The 17362-nt window shown below is 59.1% G+C and carries 15 protein-coding genes, 1 rRNA gene and 1 other annotated feature (1 of these 17 running past the window's edge); of the genes, 9 read left to right on the top strand and 7 right to left on the bottom strand.

Annotated elements, in window-relative coordinates:
* Positions 1 to 56: a sequence feature (mutual gap in cmsearch alignment for this rRNA model is longer than 100), on the top strand; it begins 663 nt to the left of the window's first position.
* The 3 genes from MITSMUL_RS11940 to MITSMUL_RS11930 form a co-directional block, all read right to left on the bottom strand.
* Positions 1 to 822 (bottom strand): S-layer homology domain-containing protein (locus MITSMUL_RS11940; RefSeq protein WP_005843097.1); only part of this gene is annotated, 822 nt, incomplete at its 3' end. It overlaps the preceding feature by 56 nt.
* Before the next feature lie 345 nt (positions 823 to 1167).
* Entirely contained in the window at positions 1168 to 2469 is a 1302-nt protein-coding gene (locus MITSMUL_RS11935; RefSeq protein ID WP_005843095.1) for a putative porin, read from the bottom strand.
* A gap of 356 nt (positions 2470 to 2825) precedes the next feature.
* Complete coding sequence (locus MITSMUL_RS11930; RefSeq protein ID WP_187115555.1) at positions 2826 to 3473, bottom strand: hypothetical protein; 648 nt, start codon at positions 3471 to 3473, stop codon at positions 2826 to 2828.
* A gap of 49 nt (positions 3474 to 3522) precedes the next feature.
* Here MITSMUL_RS11930 and rrf point away from each other — a divergent pair.
* Both rrf and mscL read left to right on the top strand, forming a co-directional pair.
* Positions 3523 to 3639, top strand: a 5S ribosomal RNA gene (gene rrf, locus MITSMUL_RS11925).
* A gap of 126 nt (positions 3640 to 3765) precedes the next feature.
* Positions 3766 to 4203, top strand: a complete 438-nt coding sequence (mscL, locus tag MITSMUL_RS11920; RefSeq protein ID WP_040636480.1) for a large conductance mechanosensitive channel protein MscL — start codon at positions 3766 to 3768, stop codon at positions 4201 to 4203.
* An 86-nt stretch (positions 4204 to 4289) separates the two neighbouring features.
* Here the strand turns inward: mscL and MITSMUL_RS11915 are convergent, their stop codons facing one another.
* Positions 4290 to 4943: a Crp/Fnr family transcriptional regulator gene (locus MITSMUL_RS11915; RefSeq protein ID WP_005843089.1), complete on the bottom strand. Its 654-nt coding sequence runs from the start codon at positions 4941 to 4943 to the stop codon at positions 4290 to 4292.
* Between the two features lie 217 nt (positions 4944 to 5160).
* Between MITSMUL_RS11915 and MITSMUL_RS11910 the strand changes: the two genes are divergently transcribed.
* Both MITSMUL_RS11910 and MITSMUL_RS11905 read left to right on the top strand, forming a co-directional pair.
* Positions 5161 to 6441 (top strand): NCS2 family permease, encoded by a 1281-nt coding sequence (locus tag MITSMUL_RS11910; RefSeq protein WP_005843088.1) that lies wholly within the window; start codon positions 5161 to 5163, stop codon positions 6439 to 6441.
* A 40-nt stretch (positions 6442 to 6481) separates the two neighbouring features.
* Complete coding sequence (locus MITSMUL_RS11905) at positions 6482 to 7126, top strand: HAD family hydrolase (RefSeq protein WP_005843086.1); 645 nt, start codon at positions 6482 to 6484, stop codon at positions 7124 to 7126.
* A 106-nt stretch (positions 7127 to 7232) separates the two neighbouring features.
* On the opposite strand, the gene MITSMUL_RS11900 is transcribed toward MITSMUL_RS11905, so the two are convergent.
* Positions 7233 to 7505 carry a hypothetical protein gene (locus tag MITSMUL_RS11900; RefSeq protein ID WP_005843084.1) on the bottom strand — a complete coding sequence of 91 codons (273 nt, stop codon included), beginning with the start codon at positions 7503 to 7505 and terminating at the stop codon, positions 7233 to 7235.
* Between the two features lie 255 nt (positions 7506 to 7760).
* Here MITSMUL_RS11900 and MITSMUL_RS11895 point away from each other — a divergent pair, with 255 nt between their 5' ends.
* The 5 genes from MITSMUL_RS11895 (at position 7761) to MITSMUL_RS11875 (ending at position 12921) form a co-directional block, all read left to right on the top strand.
* Complete coding sequence (locus MITSMUL_RS11895) at positions 7761 to 8876, top strand: aldose epimerase family protein (protein WP_005843081.1); 1116 nt, start codon at positions 7761 to 7763, stop codon at positions 8874 to 8876.
* A 42-nt stretch (positions 8877 to 8918) separates the two neighbouring features.
* The gene (locus tag MITSMUL_RS11890) at positions 8919 to 10004 is read left to right on the top strand and encodes an iron-containing alcohol dehydrogenase family protein (protein WP_040636479.1); all 1086 of its coding nucleotides are present in this window, start codon (positions 8919 to 8921) and stop codon (positions 10002 to 10004) included.
* A gap of 12 nt (positions 10005 to 10016) precedes the next feature.
* Entirely contained in the window at positions 10017 to 11213 is a 1197-nt protein-coding gene (gene sucC, locus MITSMUL_RS11885) for an ADP-forming succinate--CoA ligase subunit beta (protein WP_005843078.1), read from the top strand.
* Positions 11214 to 11225: 12 nt separating this feature from the next.
* A complete protein-coding gene (gene sucD / locus MITSMUL_RS11880; RefSeq protein ID WP_005843077.1) occupies positions 11226 to 12131 on the top strand; it encodes a succinate--CoA ligase subunit alpha in 906 nt (301 codons plus the stop codon).
* A gap of 229 nt (positions 12132 to 12360) precedes the next feature.
* Positions 12361 to 12921 (top strand): HD domain-containing protein, encoded by a 561-nt coding sequence (locus MITSMUL_RS11875; RefSeq protein ID WP_005843075.1) that lies wholly within the window; start codon positions 12361 to 12363, stop codon positions 12919 to 12921.
* Between the two features lie 106 nt (positions 12922 to 13027).
* On the opposite strand, the gene cobT is transcribed toward MITSMUL_RS11875, so the two are convergent.
* Together cobT and MITSMUL_RS11865 are read right to left on the bottom strand one after the other, a co-directional pair.
* Positions 13028 to 15061: a nicotinate-nucleotide--dimethylbenzimidazole phosphoribosyltransferase gene (cobT, locus tag MITSMUL_RS13080; RefSeq protein WP_005843073.1), complete on the bottom strand. Its 2034-nt coding sequence runs from the start codon at positions 15059 to 15061 to the stop codon at positions 13028 to 13030.
* Complete coding sequence (locus MITSMUL_RS11865; protein ID WP_005843071.1) at positions 15058 to 17259, bottom strand: Tex family protein; 2202 nt, start codon at positions 17257 to 17259, stop codon at positions 15058 to 15060. The genes cobT and MITSMUL_RS11865 overlap by 4 nt, the downstream gene beginning before the upstream one ends.
* Between the last annotated feature and the right edge of the window lie 103 nt (positions 17260 to 17362).

The following is a 17362-nucleotide window of genomic DNA, read 5'->3' as shown; positions in this document are numbered from 1 at the left end:
CCCATAGAGCTTGCCAGCCGTGCCGTTCAGAGCGATACCCTGATAGTTGGCAGCATCGTCATCCGTCTTTCCAGCTGCATCGTTGAGGTTCGACTGCTTGTTGGCGCTGTTGAGGTTCCAACGGCCAGCCTCAGCCGTGAGCTTGAGCTGGTTGCCGAACGTGACCTGTGCACCGGAGAACTGATCATCGAACAGCATGCCAGCCGTCTCCGTCGAGAAGAACGGCATCTTGCCGAGTTTGACCTGGAAGTTCTTGTAGTCGCCCTGTGCCCAAACGCGTTTTACCGTCAGATCCGACGTCTCGTCTTTGCTCGGGTCCATGAATGCATCGATACGAGCCTTGACATGCCAGTTCTTGTTGACCTCAGCGCTCGGCTCGAGGCGGAAGTTGAGCTGATCCGTGTTCTGCTTTTTCTGGTTTTCATAGCGCTGGCTCCAGTAACGGTAACGAGCCTGGCCGTTCCACTTGACCATATCGGCATTGCGCTCGAGGTTGCTGACGCGGACGCCGAGGTTGTTAAGCTCATCGGAGAACTCTGCTGCGAGTTTGTCGATCAGAGCCTTGTCCGATGCCGAAACATCCGTTCTTGCCATAGCCTTGGCGATCATCTGAGCCATCTCATAGCGCGTGATGTTCTGCTGGCCGCGGAACGTCGTGTCGCCGTAGCCCTCGATGACGCCATCAGCTGCGAGCTGGGATACAGCGTCGTAAGCCCAGTGGTCAGCCGGTACATCGGAGAACGGGTTAGCAGCAGCGAACGTCGTGCTTGCTGCGCCAACGACGAGAGCCGTCGTCAGAGCGGATACGAGAGTCTTCTTCATGAGAAACTCCTCCTTCTACAATATAATAAGAAGTGATTTTTCCCAAAGCCAACCAAAGCACGACACAGAGTATCCATGTTTCCTCTACCTGCCGCTTCTTTGAGCACACTTTGATTAATCTTAGTGTATCATATCCCACGTCTTTCTGCAATAGACTTACAGGTGAATGTTCAAAAAATTAACAATATCGTATAGAAAAGCAAGTAGAAAAGCAAGGAAAAAATAACAATCGTGGGTGTCTACCTTGTATCAGCCCCATAAACAAAAGAACAGCAGCCCCAAAAGGGACCGCTGTTCTCGGTTCTGGTTCTATGATGATGTTTGAGAGAAGTGGGATTCGTTTTATCAGAAGTGGAATTCAACTCGGCCGAAGAGTTTCTCGGCATCTTTGCCGTTGTCGATGTTTTCGCCGTTGAAGTACTTGACGCTTGCTACCGTGTTCTTGAAGAGCGTGTAGTTCGTGCCGACTTCCCAGCCCTTCGTGCCGGCCCAAGCGCCATCGTAGGACGGGTCAAAGGCTACGTTCTGGCCGAGGTAGCGGTATGCAGCATAAGCGCCCCAGGTGCCCTTGTTGGCAGGCTCCGCACCCTTGTAGTCGAGCTCGACCGTGCCGGCCTTCTTGTAGTCGTCAGCCTTCGTGTTCTCGGCATAAGCGCCGCCGAGGGCGACGTTCTTGTCGAACGCGTAGTGGAAGTTGGCGCTCCAGATGTCGGCATTGTCCTCATCCTGCGTGGACTTGTAGCTCGTGCCCATCGCCGTGAAAGCATCACTGTTCAGATGATGGTAGCCGGCGCCGATGCTGAGCTTGTCCTTGCCGTACTGCAGGCCGATGCTCTGCATATTGGCCATATCATCTTTTGCCTTAGCAGCCGCGTTGATGGAATCGTTGTTCGTATCGCCATCGAGGTCGAAGCGGCCTGCCTGCAGCGTGACCTTGAAATCCTTGCCCGTCGTGATGGCAGCACCGGAAATCTCGTCATCGAAGAGCAGATTGTTGTCGATCTGCATCGGCAGTTTGCCGATTTTGATGTTCGTCGTGCCGTACTGGCCATCTGCCCAGAGGCGCTGCAGCGTCACATCTGTGTCCTGCTCATCGCCATGACTGCCATTCGGGTCGGTGCTATCCTTGGCAAGATCCGTGGAGGCATCGAGGCGGGCGTTGACGTGCCAGTTGCGGTTGACCTCAGCCGACGGCTCGAGGCGCAGCAGCAACTCATCATCGTTGCTCTTGCTGTCCTCTTTCGACTTGTCGCGCGTGCTCGTGTAGGTGTAGCGGGCCTCGCCGTTCCATTTTACCTTGTCGGCGTTGCGCTCGAGGTTGCTAACGCGGACGCCGAGCGTATTGAGCTCATCGGAGAACTCAGCGGCGAGCTTGTCAATCAGGGCCTTGTCGGAGGCGGATACATCCGTCTTGGCCATGGCCTTGGCAATCATCTGCGCCATCTCATAGCGCGTGATGTTCTGGTTACCGCGGAACGTCGTGTCGCCGTAGCCCTCGATGACGCCGTCAGCTGCGAGCTGGGATACAGCGTCGTAAGCCCAGTGATCGGCCGGCACATCGGAGAACGGGTTCGTTGCGGCAAATGTAGTCGATGCAGCACCAACTACGAGCGCCGTCGTCAATGCAGATACAAGAGTCTTTTTCATGATGAATTCCTCCCCTCTTCCTTCTATGGCTCTTTGCCGATATAGAAGGCATCAAGTCAGTCGAGGCAAGTGCCCCACGCCGCCTTCGCGGCCACTGTCGGGAATGGGAGCGGGAGAATCGCGAGTATCCATGTTTCCTCTGAGGTCCCTGCCCCTTTCCTTTTGACACCATCATTATATTACTTGATTCAGTCAATTACAATTACACAGCCGTTAGAAGTCCATTACACTTTGCTTAGAATAGTTTGCTTAATCAACTATCGCTATCATTGAGAATCTGCAGGCAAAAAAAGCCTTCCGCTGATGCCAGCGGAAGGCTTTTTGCTATAGACCTGGAAACAACCGAGGCTATGTTATCAGAACCAGAAGTTCACGCGGCCGAAGAGCAGCTCTGCATCTCTGTCCGTATCAAGCTTCTTGCCGTTGAAGTAGTAAGCGGCAGCCGTGACATTCGTGAACGGAACGTACTCCGTGCCAACTTCCCAGCCCTTGACGTTGTTGACGCCAGCATTGAGGAACGTCTCATACGTCGGAGCGAAGGCGACGTTCTGGCCCATGTAGCGGTAAGCCGTGTAAGCACCCCAGGAACCCTTGTTGGCTTTCTGCGCGCCCTTGTAGTTGAGCTGGATGTTATGTGCCGTAGCATCTGCTTCAGCCTTTTCGTTCTTAGCATAAGCGCCGTAGAGGTTCCAGTTCTTGTCAAACTTGTAGCCAGCGCCGACAGACCAGATGTTGGCCTCATCCGTGTTCTTCTCGAAGCCCTTCGTCTGCGTGAAGACGTTGCTGTTGAAATGACGGTAAGCAGCGCCGCCATAGAGCTTGCCAGCCGTGCCGTTCAGAGCGATACCCTGATAGTTGGCAGCATCGTCATCCGTCTTTCCAGCTGCATCGTTGAGGTTCGACTGCTTGTTGGCGCTGTTGAGGTTCCAACGGCCAGCCTCAGCCGTGAGCTTGAGCTGGTTGCCGAACGTGACCTGTGCACCGGAGAACTGAAATGTTCGCAAAGTAGTTTCTTCTGTATAGTTTTGAATGTGCAAGCATTCAAATAGAATATCCGGTGATGATGCCTGAATGGTTCCACCTGTTCCCATACCGAACACAGTAGTTAAGCATTCAGAGGCCGAAAGTACTTGTCTGGAGACGGACTGGGAGGATAGGAAGTTGCCGGTTAAGCAGGAGCTCCGCTGAGGCGGAGCTCTTTTTTGTGCATGACTATATGTTTTAGCTGAGACCTGTGCTAAAATGAAAGCGGACTATTCTTTTTGTTCAATTGGATTGTATTATGAGGAGGATTTTATGATCGAGGAATTCAAGAAATTCATCATGCGCGGCAATGTCCTGGACATGGCCGTCGGTATCATCATCGGTGCTGCCTTTGGCAAGATTGTCACGTCGTTCGTCAATGACATCCTGATGCCGCCCATCGGCCTTCTGCTCGGTCGCGTGGATTTTTCCAATCTGTTCCTGAACCTTTCGAGCACGCCGGCTGCGACGCTCACCGAAGCGCGTGACGCCGGTCTGCCGGTCATTGCCTACGGCTCGTTCCTCAATGCTGTCGTCGATTTCCTCATCGTTGCATTTGCGATTTTCCTGCTGATCAAGCAGGTCAACCGCCTGATGCCGAAAAAAGAGGCAAAGGCTGCGCGCCTCTGCCCGTACTGCCGTCAGGAAATCGCAGATGATGCGACGCGCTGCCCACACTGCACGTCCGAACTTCCAGCTGAGGCAAAATAAGAGAATAAGATACGGGACAGCATGAAAAGCGACTGCAACATCCTATAGCGAGGTGTTGCAGCCGCTTTTTATGTTTTGGTTTCGCCTCATTCATCCTCCAGCTTGAGAGTGCGTAGTTTCTCCTGCTGCGCGACGCTGATGGCGATCTTGCCGTGGAGCAGGGTGATGAGCCCGGCATCGCGCAGTTTGCTGACGCCGCGGTTGACCGTCTTGACGCTCGTGCCGATATCATCGGCAATCTGCTGGCGGCTCGTGTGTAGGACGAACTGCTCGGACGGTGCGAGGTCGAGCCGCTTGACGAGGTACTCCTGCAGGCGCTGGATGCTCGGCTGGAATTTGATCTGGCCGTTCTCGTTGGAGGTCGGGTACATCTTACTGGCGAGCAGCTGGGCGATGGCACAGGCGAAATGGTTGTCGCGGCGCATCCACTTCTTGAACGTGTCGGCCGTCATGGCGATGACTTCACATTCCGTCACGGCTTCGTTGGTGGCCGAGAAGTACTCCTGTCCGGCGAGAACCTCGAGGTCGCCGATGAGGTCGGGGACGGTCTGGTGAGCGAAGGTGTAGCGCTGCCCACTGGCGAATTCATTGCTGACGCGGGTTGTGCCCTTGGTCAGGATGTAGACGTGGTCGGCGCGTTCTCCCTTGCGCACGACGAACTCACCGGGCCGGAAGGTGCGATGGCTGATCTTGGCTCGGATGCTCTCTGGCATGAATTCAATCACTTGTTCCAGCTTCAATGAAATCTCTCCTTTATCTGCATGATGATAGCTTCTTCTCAGTCCTGTTATTCATGGTACTTCTCTCTATTATAGCCTAAAATCGCGCTGGCGAAAACTTTCTGACTCTTTACAAAAAAATATTTGGCCAGCATGTACCCCTGTCCTTTTTATATTGGCTCATTTTCGCTAAACTAGATGTATAAAGTCAAATCAAGATGATTCAGGAGGAAAGAGCATGCAGGCTTTATTCGAGGGGGTCCTTAAGGACCGCCGCTTATGGCAGAAGGAGATTTTGGCGGGCATCACGGCCTTCTTTGCCATCTCATACATCATTGTCGTCAACCCCATCATCCTGGCCGATGCGGGGATGCCCGCGGAACTCTCGGTCTTTGCGACAATCTTCTCGTCCATCATCGGCTGCCTGATCATGGCGTTTGTGGCAGATGCCCCGATTGTCCTGACACCCGGCATGGGCATCAATGCCTTCTTCACCTACACCGTCTGCGTCCAGATGGGGCTCTTCTGGCAGGAGGCCATCGCCATCTCGCTCGTATCCGGCCTGATTTTCGCCTACGTCGCCTGCACGAAGTGGCGCGACCGCATCGCGCATGCTGTGCCCAACTCGCTCAAGTGTGCAATCACGGCTGGCATCGGTCTGTTCCTCGTCGAGATCGGCCTCGAGAAGGCACAGCTGATCCGCTCGGGCGCGAACTCCATCATTGAGCTCGGCTCGCTGACGAATCCGATGGCGCTCTTGGCGCTCTTCGGCCTTGTCCTGAGCCTGGCCCTCTACCTGCGCGGTGTGACGGGGAGTTTCTTCATCGCCATCCTCGTGACGACGGCGGTGGCACAGTTTTTTGGCATTAAGGACCCGACGCCCTTAGACCTCGATTTCGCGCATATCTACGACTACCCGCAGCTCTTGTTGCAGGCAGACTTCCACAATGCGCTGAGCATCCCGTTCCTGCTCTCGGTCTTCTCGATGTCGATGATCATGATCTTTGAGACGATGGGACTGCTCGAAGGCATCCTGCCGGACCGTTCCAAGTTCTCGCGTACGTTCCGCGGCTCGGCCGTGACGACCATCATCTCGAGCCTGCTCGGTACGAGCCCGACTGTCGCAGCGGCAGAGAGCGCAGCCGGCATCGCGAGTGGTGGCCGCACGGGTCTCATGGCCCTCACGGCGGCGGTTCTCTTCGCGGTATCGCTGTTCTTCATCCCGCTGCTCTCGTACGTGCCGCAGGCGGCCATTTCCCCCGTCATCATCATCACGGGTGCGATGATGATGCAGCAGCTCCAGCACATGGACTTTCAGGATTTCTCAGAGTGGTTCCCCGCCTTTCTCGTCGTCGTGCTGATCCCGCTTTCCGGCAGCATCTCGACGGGCCTGGCCTTCGGTTTCACGGCCTACCCGCTCTTGAAGCTCATGAACGGCCGCTCGCGTGAGCTGCATGCCCTGAGCTACGGCCTCGGCTTCTTGTTCCTTATGAACCTCGTCTTCCAGGCGAGCTTCTGATATTTCTGCTATAATAGAGGCAGATATTTCTTTAGGGGGAATGAGATTGAAGCCGGCAGCATTTATCTTTGACATGGATGGCGTCATCATCGACAGCGAGCCCATCCATTCGCGCGTGAAGATGGACACGTTCCATCACTTCGACCTGCCATTTGATGAAGCAGACCTCATCCATTACATGGGGCGCACGAGCGATGAGATTTTTGGCGAGGTCATCGCAAAAGAGGGCCGCAAGGACCTTTGCGTGGATGACCTCGTGCGCTACAAGCACGAACACTACCTCGAAGTGCTGCAGAGCGGCACGATCGCACCGATTGAGGGAGCGGTGGAGCTCATCCGCCATCTCTACGATGAGGGCATCCCTCTGGCACTGGCGACATCGTCGTGGGAGCGCGTCATGGACACGGTGCTCGATGCCTTCAAGATTCGGCCGTATTTCCGCTCAGTCATCTCGGGCAGTACATTGCCCAAGAGCAAACCGGACCCAGCCATCTACTTGTTGAGCGCCGAACGCCTCGGTGTGCCTCCGAAGGACTGCCTCGTCCTCGAGGATACGGCGGCAGGTGTGCTGGCGGCTAAGCGCGCGGGCATGCGCTGCATCGGCTTCCGAAGCCCGCATTCTGGGGCGCAGGACCTGTCCCTGGCGGATACGGTCGTCAGCCGCCTCAGCGATGTCAACGTATGAACGGACCGATAAGAAAAACAGACCATAAAAAAGCGTCACTTCCGTGTGGGAGTGACGCTTTTTGCGTTCCGAGCGGAGCAGCTCTGACGAGATGTGTTCAGTCAGCTCAGACAATCGGAAAGGAAAGGATCGTGCCGTACTGGATGTAAGCACTGGCATCGGTCGGGTTGCCGTTCAGGATGGCATCGCGGATGGCCGGGATATCCTCTTCTTTGGCATGGATGCGTCCTGCGGCGAGTTCCTCTTCAATCTTGGCGAAGAGAGCCTTGCGGGAGACCTTCAGGTCGCGGAAAATCTCTTTGTTGTAGAATACGTTCATGGATTTCTGGCTCTTCTCCTCATCGCAGTTGAAGAAGATAAAGGCGTTCTTCTCTTTCATCGTGATTCCCCCTCAAAAAATAAATATGATGGCAATCCCCTTGATTTTGATGATGGATTGCATGACAGCATAATTATAGCATATTTGAGGAAATTTGTTTAATCGGAGGAAATAAATGGAATATGTTCCAGGAAAGAGACAGGCTTGAACAGGAATTTGACAAAGAGGCGCCGAAATAGTAAAGTAATGTCGTATAAAATTGTCCGAAATCATTAGCAATTCGGCGATATCAATTTATTTCGGGAGGTATACTTCATGGCTACAATCAAAAAGGAATCGTTTGGCAAATTGAGCGATGGCAGAGAGGTAGAGCTCTACACGCTGCGCAATACAAAGGGAACGGAAGTCAAGGTCACGACGTACGGCGCGAGACTTGTGGCATGGAGCGCCTATGGAAAGGACCACAAGCGCACGGATATCGTGCTCGGCTACGCAGATGGCGCTGCCTACGAGAAGGACAATACGAGCATGGGCGGCCTCGTCGGCCGCCATGCCAACCGCATCGCTGGCGGCAAGGTGACGATTGACGGCAAGACGTACCAGCTCGATCTCAACACGGGCTCGCACAATCAGAACCACATCCACGGCGGCTTCCAGGGCTTCCACCAGAAACTCTGGACGGCGGAGGAGACGGACCAGGGCGTGAAGTTCACCTATCATGCAGCCGATGGTGAGGGCGGTTATCCCGGCAATATGACGGTCCATGTCCTCTACTCGCTGTCGAACGACAATGAACTCTCTATCCGCTACGAGGCCGTCTCGGATGCCGATACGGTCTGCAACCTCACGAACCACGCTTACTTCAACCTCAACGGTTTTGCCTCGGGTCCGGTGCTCGACCAGAAGATCCAGATCTTCGCCGACAAGTACACCTGGGCCGATGCTGAATCGCTGCCGGATGGCCGCATCCTCGATGTCGCCGGCACGCCAATGGACCTGCGTCAGCCGACGCGCATCGGTGAGCACATCGACGACGATTTCGATGAGCTCGTCATGGGCCATGGTTATGACCACAACTGGGTCATCCGCGATGAGAAGCCGGCCGTCGAGACGAAGCCGAGTGACCCGAGCTGCCCGATTGACTACGTAGGCGGCGGCCTCAAAAAGGCAGCGTATGCGGAGTCGGATCAGTCGGGCTTCACGCTGACCTGCTACACGACGCAGCCGGGCGTCCAGTTCTACACGGGCAACTACCTCAACGGCGGCCTGCCGGGCAAGGATGGCGTGGAGTTCCAGCGCCGCACGGGCTTCTGCCTCGAGACGCAGTACTTCCCGAATGCCTTTGCTAACCCGAACTTCCCGCAGCCAATCCTCAAGAAGGGCGACACGTGGAAGGCACAGACGGTATACGTCCTCGGCCAGAAGGATTGAGTGACTGAGTATCACCAAAAGACCCGGAAAGGGGGATTTGAGATGAAAGATCGCTACACGATGATTTTCCCAAATTACACGATTGGTGTCGAGGCGTATGAGAAGATCCGCGAGGTCTGCCCGCGCTACGGCAAGAGCGTCGTCGTCATCGGTGGCCGCAAGGGCATCGAGGCGGCCCAGGAGAAGATGGTGCGCGCGGTAGAGGGTGTGGGCCTGGAGTTCACGGGCTTCATTCACGCGGGCGGTCAGAGCTCCGACGAGAATATCGAGCGCATCAGCGAGGACTCGGCCGTGCAGGAGGCGGATATGATCTTTGCGGTGGGCGGTGGCAAGGCCATCGATACTGCAAAGGCCGTAGCCCATCGCCAGAACAAGCCGTACTTCACGTTCCCGACGGTTGCGGGCAGCTGCGCCGCAGCGGCCAGTATCGCGACGATCTATACGCCGGATGGGAAGTTCCAGGATTACCTCTACTCGACGATACCGCCGGTACATGTCTTCCTCTGCAGCCGCATCATGGCGCAAGCGCCGGTCGAATACCTGCTGCGCGGCATCGGTGATACAATGGCCAAGTACTACGAGGCAGCCATCGCTTCGCGCGGCCGCAAGCTCCAGCACCGTGACGGCATGGGCATCGCGCTCTCGCGCATGTGCCTGGACCCGCTCTACGCTTATGGCGAGCAGGCCGTCGCCGACAACCGCCGCCACGTCGTCAGCCCGGCGTTTGAAGAGGTTATCCTCGCCATCGTCATGACGAGTGGCCTCGTCTCGAACTTCGCGGCGCCAGAGTTCAACGGACATATCGCACACCAGCTCTTCGTGGAGCTTGCAGACCTGCCGGCGTCCGAGCAATGCCGCCAGCACGGCGGCCTCGTCGCCTACGGCATCCTGCTCCTCTTGCTCTGCGATGGACAGGAGGAGGAGTTCAAGCGCTTCTACGCCTTCTGCCAGAGCATCGGCCTGCCGACCTGCCGCGAGGAGACCTGCGCGAGCGAGGAGGACATCCAGCGCGTCTTCCGCGCGACGGAGAAGAAGCAGGATGTGCGCATCATGCCCTACAAGGTCACGCAGGACATGCTGCATGAGGCTGCCAAGAAGATCGAGGCATATCATAGCGAACAGAAATAGGAGAGGTTGACTATGAATATCCATGAATATCAGAGCAAGGCGATCCTGCGCTCGTACGGCGTCAATGTCCCCACTGGCAAGCCGGCATTCTCGGTCGAAGAGGCCGTGGAGAATGCCAGAGAGCTCGGCACGGATACCGTCGTCGTCAAGGCACAGATCCATGCGGGCGGCCGCGGCAAGGCCGGCGGCGTCAAGGTTGTCCACTCGCTCGAGGCTGTGGAGAAGGCAGCGGAAGAGCTCCTCGGCAAAGTCCTCATCACGCATCAGACCGGTCCTGCCGGCAAGCGTGTCAACCGCCTGCTCATTGAGGCAGGAGCAGCCATCAAAAAGGAATACTACCTTTCCTTTGTCATTGACCGCCAGACGGCGCGCATCGTCATGATGGGCTCGGAAGAGGGCGGCATGGAGATTGAGAAGGTCGCAGCGGAGATGCCGGACAAGATCCTCAAGGAGTACATCGACCCGGCCGTCGGCCTGCTGCCATTCCAGGCGAACCGCATGGCCTATGGCATGCACTTCCCGCACGATTCCGTGCGCAAGGCCACGAAGCTCATGATGAACCTCTACCGAGCTTTCGTTGGCAAGGACTGCAGCCTTGCGGAGATCAATCCGCTCGTCGTCACGGAAGACGCGGAGGTCATGGCGCTCGACGCCAAGCTCAACTTCGATGACAGCGCGCTCTTCCGTCATCCAGACCTTGAAGAGCTGCGCGATGAGACGGAGGAAGACCCGAAGGAACGCCGTGCGGCCAAGGCCGGCCTCAACTACGTCAACCTCGGCGGCGATGTCGCCTGCATGGTCAACGGCGCCGGCCTGGCGATGGCCACGGTCGACATCATCAAGTACTACGGCGGTGAGCCGGCGAACTTCCTCGATGTCGGCGGCGACTCGACGCCGGAGAAGATCGCGGAGGCCTTCCGCATCATGCTCGACGGCGGACAGGCCAAGGGCATCTTCGTCAACATCTTTGGCGGCATCAACAAGTGCGACCTCGTCGCCGAGGGCATCGTCGATGCGGCCAAGATGATCTCCGAGGATGGGAAATCCCTGCCAGTCCCCGTCGTCGTGCGGTTAGAGGGCACGAATGTGGAGCGCGGCCGCGAGATCCTCCAGGATACGCCGATCGCGAACGTCATCATGGCTCCCACCATGGAAGGCGGCGCAGAAACGATTGTCCGGCTCGTCAAAGAAGCCGACGGCAGAGCATGAGGAGGACGCGAGATGGGAATCTTAGTTCATAAAGACACAAAGGTCATCGTGCAGGGCATCACGGGCAAGGCCGCGGCCTTCCACACGCAGCAGATGATCGACTACGGCACGAAGGTCGTCGGCGGTGTGACGCCCGGCAAGGGCGGTCAGATTGCCTGCGGAGTGCCAGTGTTCAACACAGTGCGCGAGGCAGTGGAGGCGACGGGAGCCACGGCTTCGGTCATCTACGTGCCGGCGCGCTTTGCAGCGGACTCCATCATGGAGGCCGTCGACGCGGACCTCGATGTCGTCGTCTGCATCAGCGAGCACATCCCGGTCCAGGACATGATCAAGGTCCGCCGCTACATGGAAGGCCGCAAGACGCATCTCATCGGGCCGAACTGCCCGGGCATCCTGACGGCTGACGAGTGCAAGCTCGGCATCATCCCGGGCTACATCCACCGCAAGGGCCATGTCGGCGTCATCTCCCGTTCGGGCACGCTGACGTATGAGGCGACGTTCCAGCTGACGGCCGCTGGCATCGGCCAGACGACGGCCATCGGCATCGGCGGCGACCCCGTCAAGGGAACGGACTTCATCGACGCGCTGAAGCTCTTCAAGGAAGATCCCGAGACGCTCGCCGTGCTCATGATCGGCGAAATCGGCGGCACGGCTGAGGAAGATGCGGCGAAGTGGATTGCGGCGAACATGCCGGACAAGCCAGTGGCTGCCTTCATCGCCGGCCGACAGGCGCCGCCGGGCAAGCGCATGGGCCATGCTGGCGCCATCATCTCGGGCGGCAAGGGCACGGCTGCCGACAAGATCAAGGCATTGCATGAGGTCGGCATCGAGGTCGCGGACACAGTTGCCGATATCGGTGAGACTGTCGTCAAGACGCTCAAGGAGCGCGGCATCTATGATAAGTGTCATACGTGCTGATTGCATAGGAAAAGAGAGGCAGGCGAGCCTCTCTTTTTTGGTCCACAAGGTTATCCACAGCATCTGGAGAGCAGCAGCGATGCATATTGCGCATGGTAACGATTTATCCACAGTATCCACAGGAAAGTCTGTGCACAATGTGGATAAGTCTGGCGGTTGCAGTGGTTGCATGTTCGCGGACAGATGGTTACAATAAGAAGTACAGCAACTTACAGATGGAGGTTTTTTCATGGAAGCATTGACACTCGAACAGGCAAAGAAGATCTTGGCGAAGCACACGACGGAAGCGCATCTCTTCACGCATGCGGCGGCGGTCAGCGCCGCGATGGGCGCAATGGCTGATCACTTCGGCGCAGACAAGGAGCACTGGGAGGCCGTCGGCTATCTGCACGACGTCGACTATGAGAAATACCCGGATGAGCACTGCCTGCACGTCCGCGAGCTCCTGGAGCCAGAGGGCGTGCCCGAGGAGGACATCCGCGCCATCATCTCGCACGGCTACGGCATCACGACAGAGGAAGCAAAGCCCGAGACGGACATGGAGAAGAGCCTCTTTGCCGTCGATGAGCTCACGGGCATCGTGCAGGCCTATGCCCTCATGCGCCCGGAAGGGCTCGATGGCATGGCCGTCAAGAGCCTCAAGAAGAAGTTCAAGGACAAGCGCTTCGCCGCAAAGTGCAGCCGCGAGATTATCAAGCAGGGCTTCGCGATGCTCGGCATGGAAGCGGGCGAGGTCATGCAGTGCTGCATCGACGGCATGCAGGCGCACAAGGAAGAGCTGGGCTTCTGAACGCATGAACGTACGAGGCGTACGGGAGATAAGCGCATACACGAAAAAGCTATGGCCGTGCAGATGCACAGAGCCATAGCTTTTCTTGTATCTTGATGGCAGCGCCTCAACGGTGCTGGCGCTTGGCGCCGGGGCCGTCGCTGGCGACGGAGACCTTTGCCTCCTCGAAGGTCTTCATGTGGTCGAGCATGAAGAGCGAGGCGCGGAGGATCTGCAGGCCGCAGCCTGCTGTGAGGCCCGGCAGGAGCGCGCCGAGGTCGATGAGCTGCGGCTGGACGGGCAGCAGGTAGGCGCAGAGCTCCGGCACGATCTTCATGGCGTAGCGCGCGACGATCTGCACGGCTTCGCTGTCGAGCAGGACCATGGCGCCGTTGTGGGCGGCAGCGATCATCGCGCCGAGCAGCGCGGAGACGGCAGGCTGATAGCGCTCTGGCACATGCGCGAGGAATCCGTCTGCTGCATAGCGCAGCGTGCCGTCCTCGCGGAGCAGGGCTTTGCGCAGAGCGCCGTCCATCGTGCCGCGGGGCTCGTCACCCACTTCATCGGCTGCCAGCGCGATGAGCTCGTTCATGGTGGCATAGCGCTCGCTCTCCTCGCGGCCGAAGTCGAAAGCTGCCGTTGCACCCTTCGCGCAGTCGAGATGGGCGATGGCGAATTTCATGCCCGCATAGGCCGCCTGCGCCGCCATCATGCGCTCCAGCGCGGGCGGCAGGTCTTCTTTCTCGGTGAAGTAGAGCAGGGCCGTCCGGCTCATCGCGAGTTCTGGCCGCTCGACGCCCGTGCAGCCGGAAAGTTCCGTGGCAATCTGCTCGAGGCAGCCGAGGCTGTCGACCGGTTTGGTCAGGTTGTCGATGCGCGCCTTGCAGGCAGCCATGGCCTCTTTGTCGGGTGTGGGCATGGTATTGAGGTAGAAGTCGAAGGTCTTGTCTGTCAGATGCACTTCTTCCTCCCGCATCTCGCAATGGTCGACGAGGGCGTCCTTATCGACCTCTACCTGTGGAAAAGCCGTGATGTCGACGTCGCCAAAGCCATGCTCGTGCAGGAGCTGGAAGAGCGCATAGCGGCCCATCTCCTCTGAGGATTCTTGGAGCAGGACATGCCAGCTCGCGAGCAGGCTCTCGAGGATGTTGCTCGCGATCGAGGAGCCGATGGCTTCGCCGAGGCGCAGATCGAGGTGGAGGAAGGGCTGGAGGCCGAGCGTCTCGAGCATGTAGCGGTGGGACTTCTCGGAGCCGAGGTGCGAGGCCATCGTGTAGGCGGTGGAGGCCGGCGCGAGCTTCCAGGCAATCAGGGCGGCAGCGCCGCAGTTGGCGCCGTCGAGGATGACGAGCTTATGATGGAGTGCTGCGCCGAGGATGATGCCGGCGATACAGCCGAACTCAAAGCCTCCGACCTTGGCGAGGATGTCGATGGCGTCTTCGGTATCGGGCTGGTTGACCTGCAGCGCGCGGCGCACGACGCCTACTTTCTTCTTGAGGCGTTCGTCGGAGATGTTCGTGCCGCGGCCCGTGACTTCCTCGGGCGATTTGTGGCAGGCGACCGCGGCAATCGCGGCGCTTGCCGTCGTGTTGGCGATGCCCATCTCGCCGGGCAGGAACCAGTCGAAGCCTTGTGCGACGAGGGAATCGGCGATGAGCAGGCCGACTTTGATGGAGTTCTCAGCCTGTTCGCGCGTCATGGCAGGGCCCTCGGCCATGTTCTTCGTGCCATTGGCGATGCGCGTCTGGAAGAGGTCCGGCACATCGCTCGTGTCGGCGGCGATGCCCATATCGTCGACGAGCAGGCGCGCTCCGGCGCAGGCCGCGAACGCATTGGCGGCAGCCCCCTGGCGTATCGTGTAGTTGCGCACCATCTCGAGCGTCGTCTCCTGCGGATAGGCGCTGACGCCCTCGGCGGCGACGCCGTGGTCGGCGCAGCAGATGACGACGGCCTTGCGCGGCGCTCTGGGGTCCAGCTCATTGCAGATGTCGAGCCAGTGGAAGAGCATCGGGGCGAGCCCCCCTAGGCTCTTCTCCATGCCGCTCAGGTACGATGCCATGCGCAGGCGCGCCTGCATGGATACGGCGGTGCCGGGCGCTGTTATCCGCGGCAGGATCTCCTCGAGGGAGAGGGCTGCGAGCCGGTCTTGAAATACATTCATACGCTCGCCTCCTCTGGTACCCGCTTGAGAGAGAGGCCGATGCGGCCACGCTTCTCGTCGACGCTGATGACCATGACGCGCAGGACCTGGCCGATGGAGACGACTTCGAGCGGGTGCTTGACGCGCCGCTTCGCGAGCTCGGAGATGTGGATGAGGCCGTCCTCGTGCAGGCCGATGTCGACGAAGGCGCCGAAGTCCGTGATGTTGCGGACCGTGCCGCGCAGGATGGTGCCGGGCTTGAGCTCTGAGAGCTTGACGATGGCCTGGCGCGTCAGCGGTGCCGGCAGGTCGGCGCGCGGGTCGCGTCCCGGGCTCACGAGGGCGTCGAGGATGTCGTGGACCGTCGGCGTGCCGGCCTGCAGCGCTGCGGCGAGTTCGCGCTCTTTGCGCTCGTCTAAGAGGCGGCGCTTGAGCTTCATGCGCTCGAGCTGCTCGGGGGCGCGGAGGTCCTGCAGCGTGAAGCCGAGCTTCTGCAGGATCTTCTCGGCGAGCGCGTACGACTCAGGGTGGACGGGCGTATTGTCGAGCGGCGACTTGGCGCCGTGGATGCGCAGGAAGCCCGCGCACTGCGTGAAGGCCGCCGGGCCGAGGCGCGGGACCTTCAGGAGCTCGCGCCGGCTCGTGAAGACGCCGTGTTCGTTGCGGTAGGCGATGATGTTCTTGGCCGTCGTCGCGTTGATGCCGGCGATGTGGCGCAGCAGGGCGGCAGAGGCTGTGTTGAGGTCGACGCCGACGTGGTTGACGGCGGACTCGATTGTCGCATCGAGGGTGCTCGCGAGCTCTTTCTGGTTGACATCGTGCTGGTACTGGCCGACGCCGATGGCCTGCGGGTCAATCTTGACGAGCTCGGCCAGCGGGTCCTGCACGCGGCGCGCGATCGAGACGGCGCCGCGGATGACGACGTCGTACTCCGGCAGTTCTTCCTTGGCGAGCTTGGAGGCCGAGTAGACGGAGGCGCCGGCCTCGTTCGTGATGAGATAGTGGACATCCTTGAGATGATTGTCCTGGATCAGCGCTGCGGCGAACTGCTCCGTCTCGTAGGAGGCCGTGCCGTTGCCGATGGAGAGCAAGGTCACGCCGTTCTTGCGGATGGAGGTGAGCACGCGCGCAGCGGCCGCCTCTCGCGCGCGGTCGCTCTGCGTGATCTGCAGCACGCCGTAGTCGAGCACGCGGCCCGTCGGGTCGACGACGGCCATCTTGCAGCCGTTGCGGTAGCCGGGGTCGAGCCCCATGACCGTGTGGCCCGCGAGCGGCGCCTGCAGCAGGAGCTGGCGCAGGTTGACGCCGAAGAGGTGGATGGCGTGCTTCTCGGCTTTTTCCGTCAGCGCGGTGCGGATCTCGCGCGTCAGGGACGGCAGCAGCAGGCGCTTGTAGCCGTCCTCGATGGCGAGCTGCAGGTACTTCGTCCAGATGGACGGCGCGCGGTGCAGCTGGCGCTCGATGCGCCGGCAGTTGTCCTCGTGGTCCGTCGCGAGCGTGACCTTGAGGCAGCCGAGCTTCTCGCCGCGGTTGATGGCGAGGATGCGGTGCGGCGGCAGGCGGTGGACGGGTTCCTCGTAGGCCTCGTACATGCGGAAGACCTGCTGGCTTTCCTCGGGTGCGTCCTTGGCGAGCTCCGTCTGCAGGCTGCCCGTCTTCGCGATGTGCTCGCGCATGGACTGGCGGATCTTGGCCTCCTCCATGACGGTCTCGGCTACGATGTCCATCGCGCCCTGCAGCGCGTCCTCGGTAGCCTCGACGCCTTTGTCTTCCTGGCAGAAGGCCGCCGCAATCGCTTCCGGGCTGCCCTTCTGGTCGCTCGCGAGCAGCATGCGGTTTGCGAGCGGCTCGAGGCCGCGCTCGCGGGCAATCTGCGCGCGCGTGCGCTTCTTCTGCTTGTAGGGCAGGTAGAGGTCTTCGAGTTCCTGCAGCTTGCGCGTCTTCTCGATGGCCCGGCGCAGGTCATCCGTCAGCTTGCCCTGCTCCTCGATCTTGGCGAGGATTTCCTCCTGCCGCTTGACGAGACCACGCAGGTACGCGAGGCGCTCTTCGAGCTCGCGCAGCTGCTCGTCCTCGAGTGACCCCGTCGCCTCCTTGCGGTAGCGCGCGATGAACGGCACGGTATTGCCTTCGTCGAGCAGCTTGGCAGCTGCCTCGACCTGATGCGGTTGCACCTTGAGCTCCACCGCAATCTGCGGATATATGTCTTTTCCCAGCATAGAAATACCTCTTTCTCAAAAATCCAGTACTAAGTATCCCTTAGTATATCATACCTTGGCCGTATCTGTGCGCCGGGTCCGCGTCTCGACTGCCTTTTCTCCG

Origin of the sequence: Mitsuokella multacida DSM 20544, from assembly GCF_000155955.1 — a bacterium.
Classification (GTDB): Bacteria; Bacillota; Negativicutes; order Selenomonadales; family Selenomonadaceae; genus Mitsuokella; species Mitsuokella multacida.
This window is presented reverse-complemented; position numbering and strand designations above follow the sequence as displayed.

Bases quoted from the DNA above. Each gene is read 5' to 3' on its own strand.
- MITSMUL_RS11935 (WP_005843095.1), bottom strand. From the start codon at position 2,469: ATGAAAAAGACTCTTGTATCTGCATTGACGACGGCGCTCGTAGTTGGT.
- mscL (WP_040636480.1), top strand. From the start codon at position 3,766: ATGATCGAGGAATTCAAGAAATTCATCATGCGCGGCAATGTCCTGGAC.
- MITSMUL_RS11910 (WP_005843088.1), top strand. From the start codon at position 5,161: ATGCAGGCTTTATTCGAGGGGGTCCTTAAGGACCGCCGCTTATGGCAG.
- MITSMUL_RS11905 (WP_005843086.1), top strand. From the start codon at position 6,482: ATGAGATTGAAGCCGGCAGCATTTATCTTTGACATGGATGGCGTCATC.
- MITSMUL_RS11900 (WP_005843084.1), bottom strand. From the start codon at position 7,505: ATGAAAGAGAAGAACGCCTTTATCTTCTTCAACTGCGATGAGGAGAAG.
- MITSMUL_RS11895 (WP_005843081.1), top strand. From the start codon at position 7,761: ATGGCTACAATCAAAAAGGAATCGTTTGGCAAATTGAGCGATGGCAGA.
- MITSMUL_RS11890 (WP_040636479.1), top strand. From the start codon at position 8,919: ATGAAAGATCGCTACACGATGATTTTCCCAAATTACACGATTGGTGTC.
- sucC (WP_005843078.1), top strand. From the start codon at position 10,017: ATGAATATCCATGAATATCAGAGCAAGGCGATCCTGCGCTCGTACGGC.
- sucD (WP_005843077.1), top strand. From the start codon at position 11,226: ATGGGAATCTTAGTTCATAAAGACACAAAGGTCATCGTGCAGGGCATC.
- MITSMUL_RS11875 (WP_005843075.1), top strand. From the start codon at position 12,361: ATGGAAGCATTGACACTCGAACAGGCAAAGAAGATCTTGGCGAAGCAC.
- cobT (WP_005843073.1), bottom strand. From the start codon at position 15,061: ATGAATGTATTTCAAGACCGGCTCGCAGCCCTCTCCCTCGAGGAGATC.
- MITSMUL_RS11865 (WP_005843071.1), bottom strand. From the start codon at position 17,259: ATGCTGGGAAAAGACATATATCCGCAGATTGCGGTGGAGCTCAAGGTG.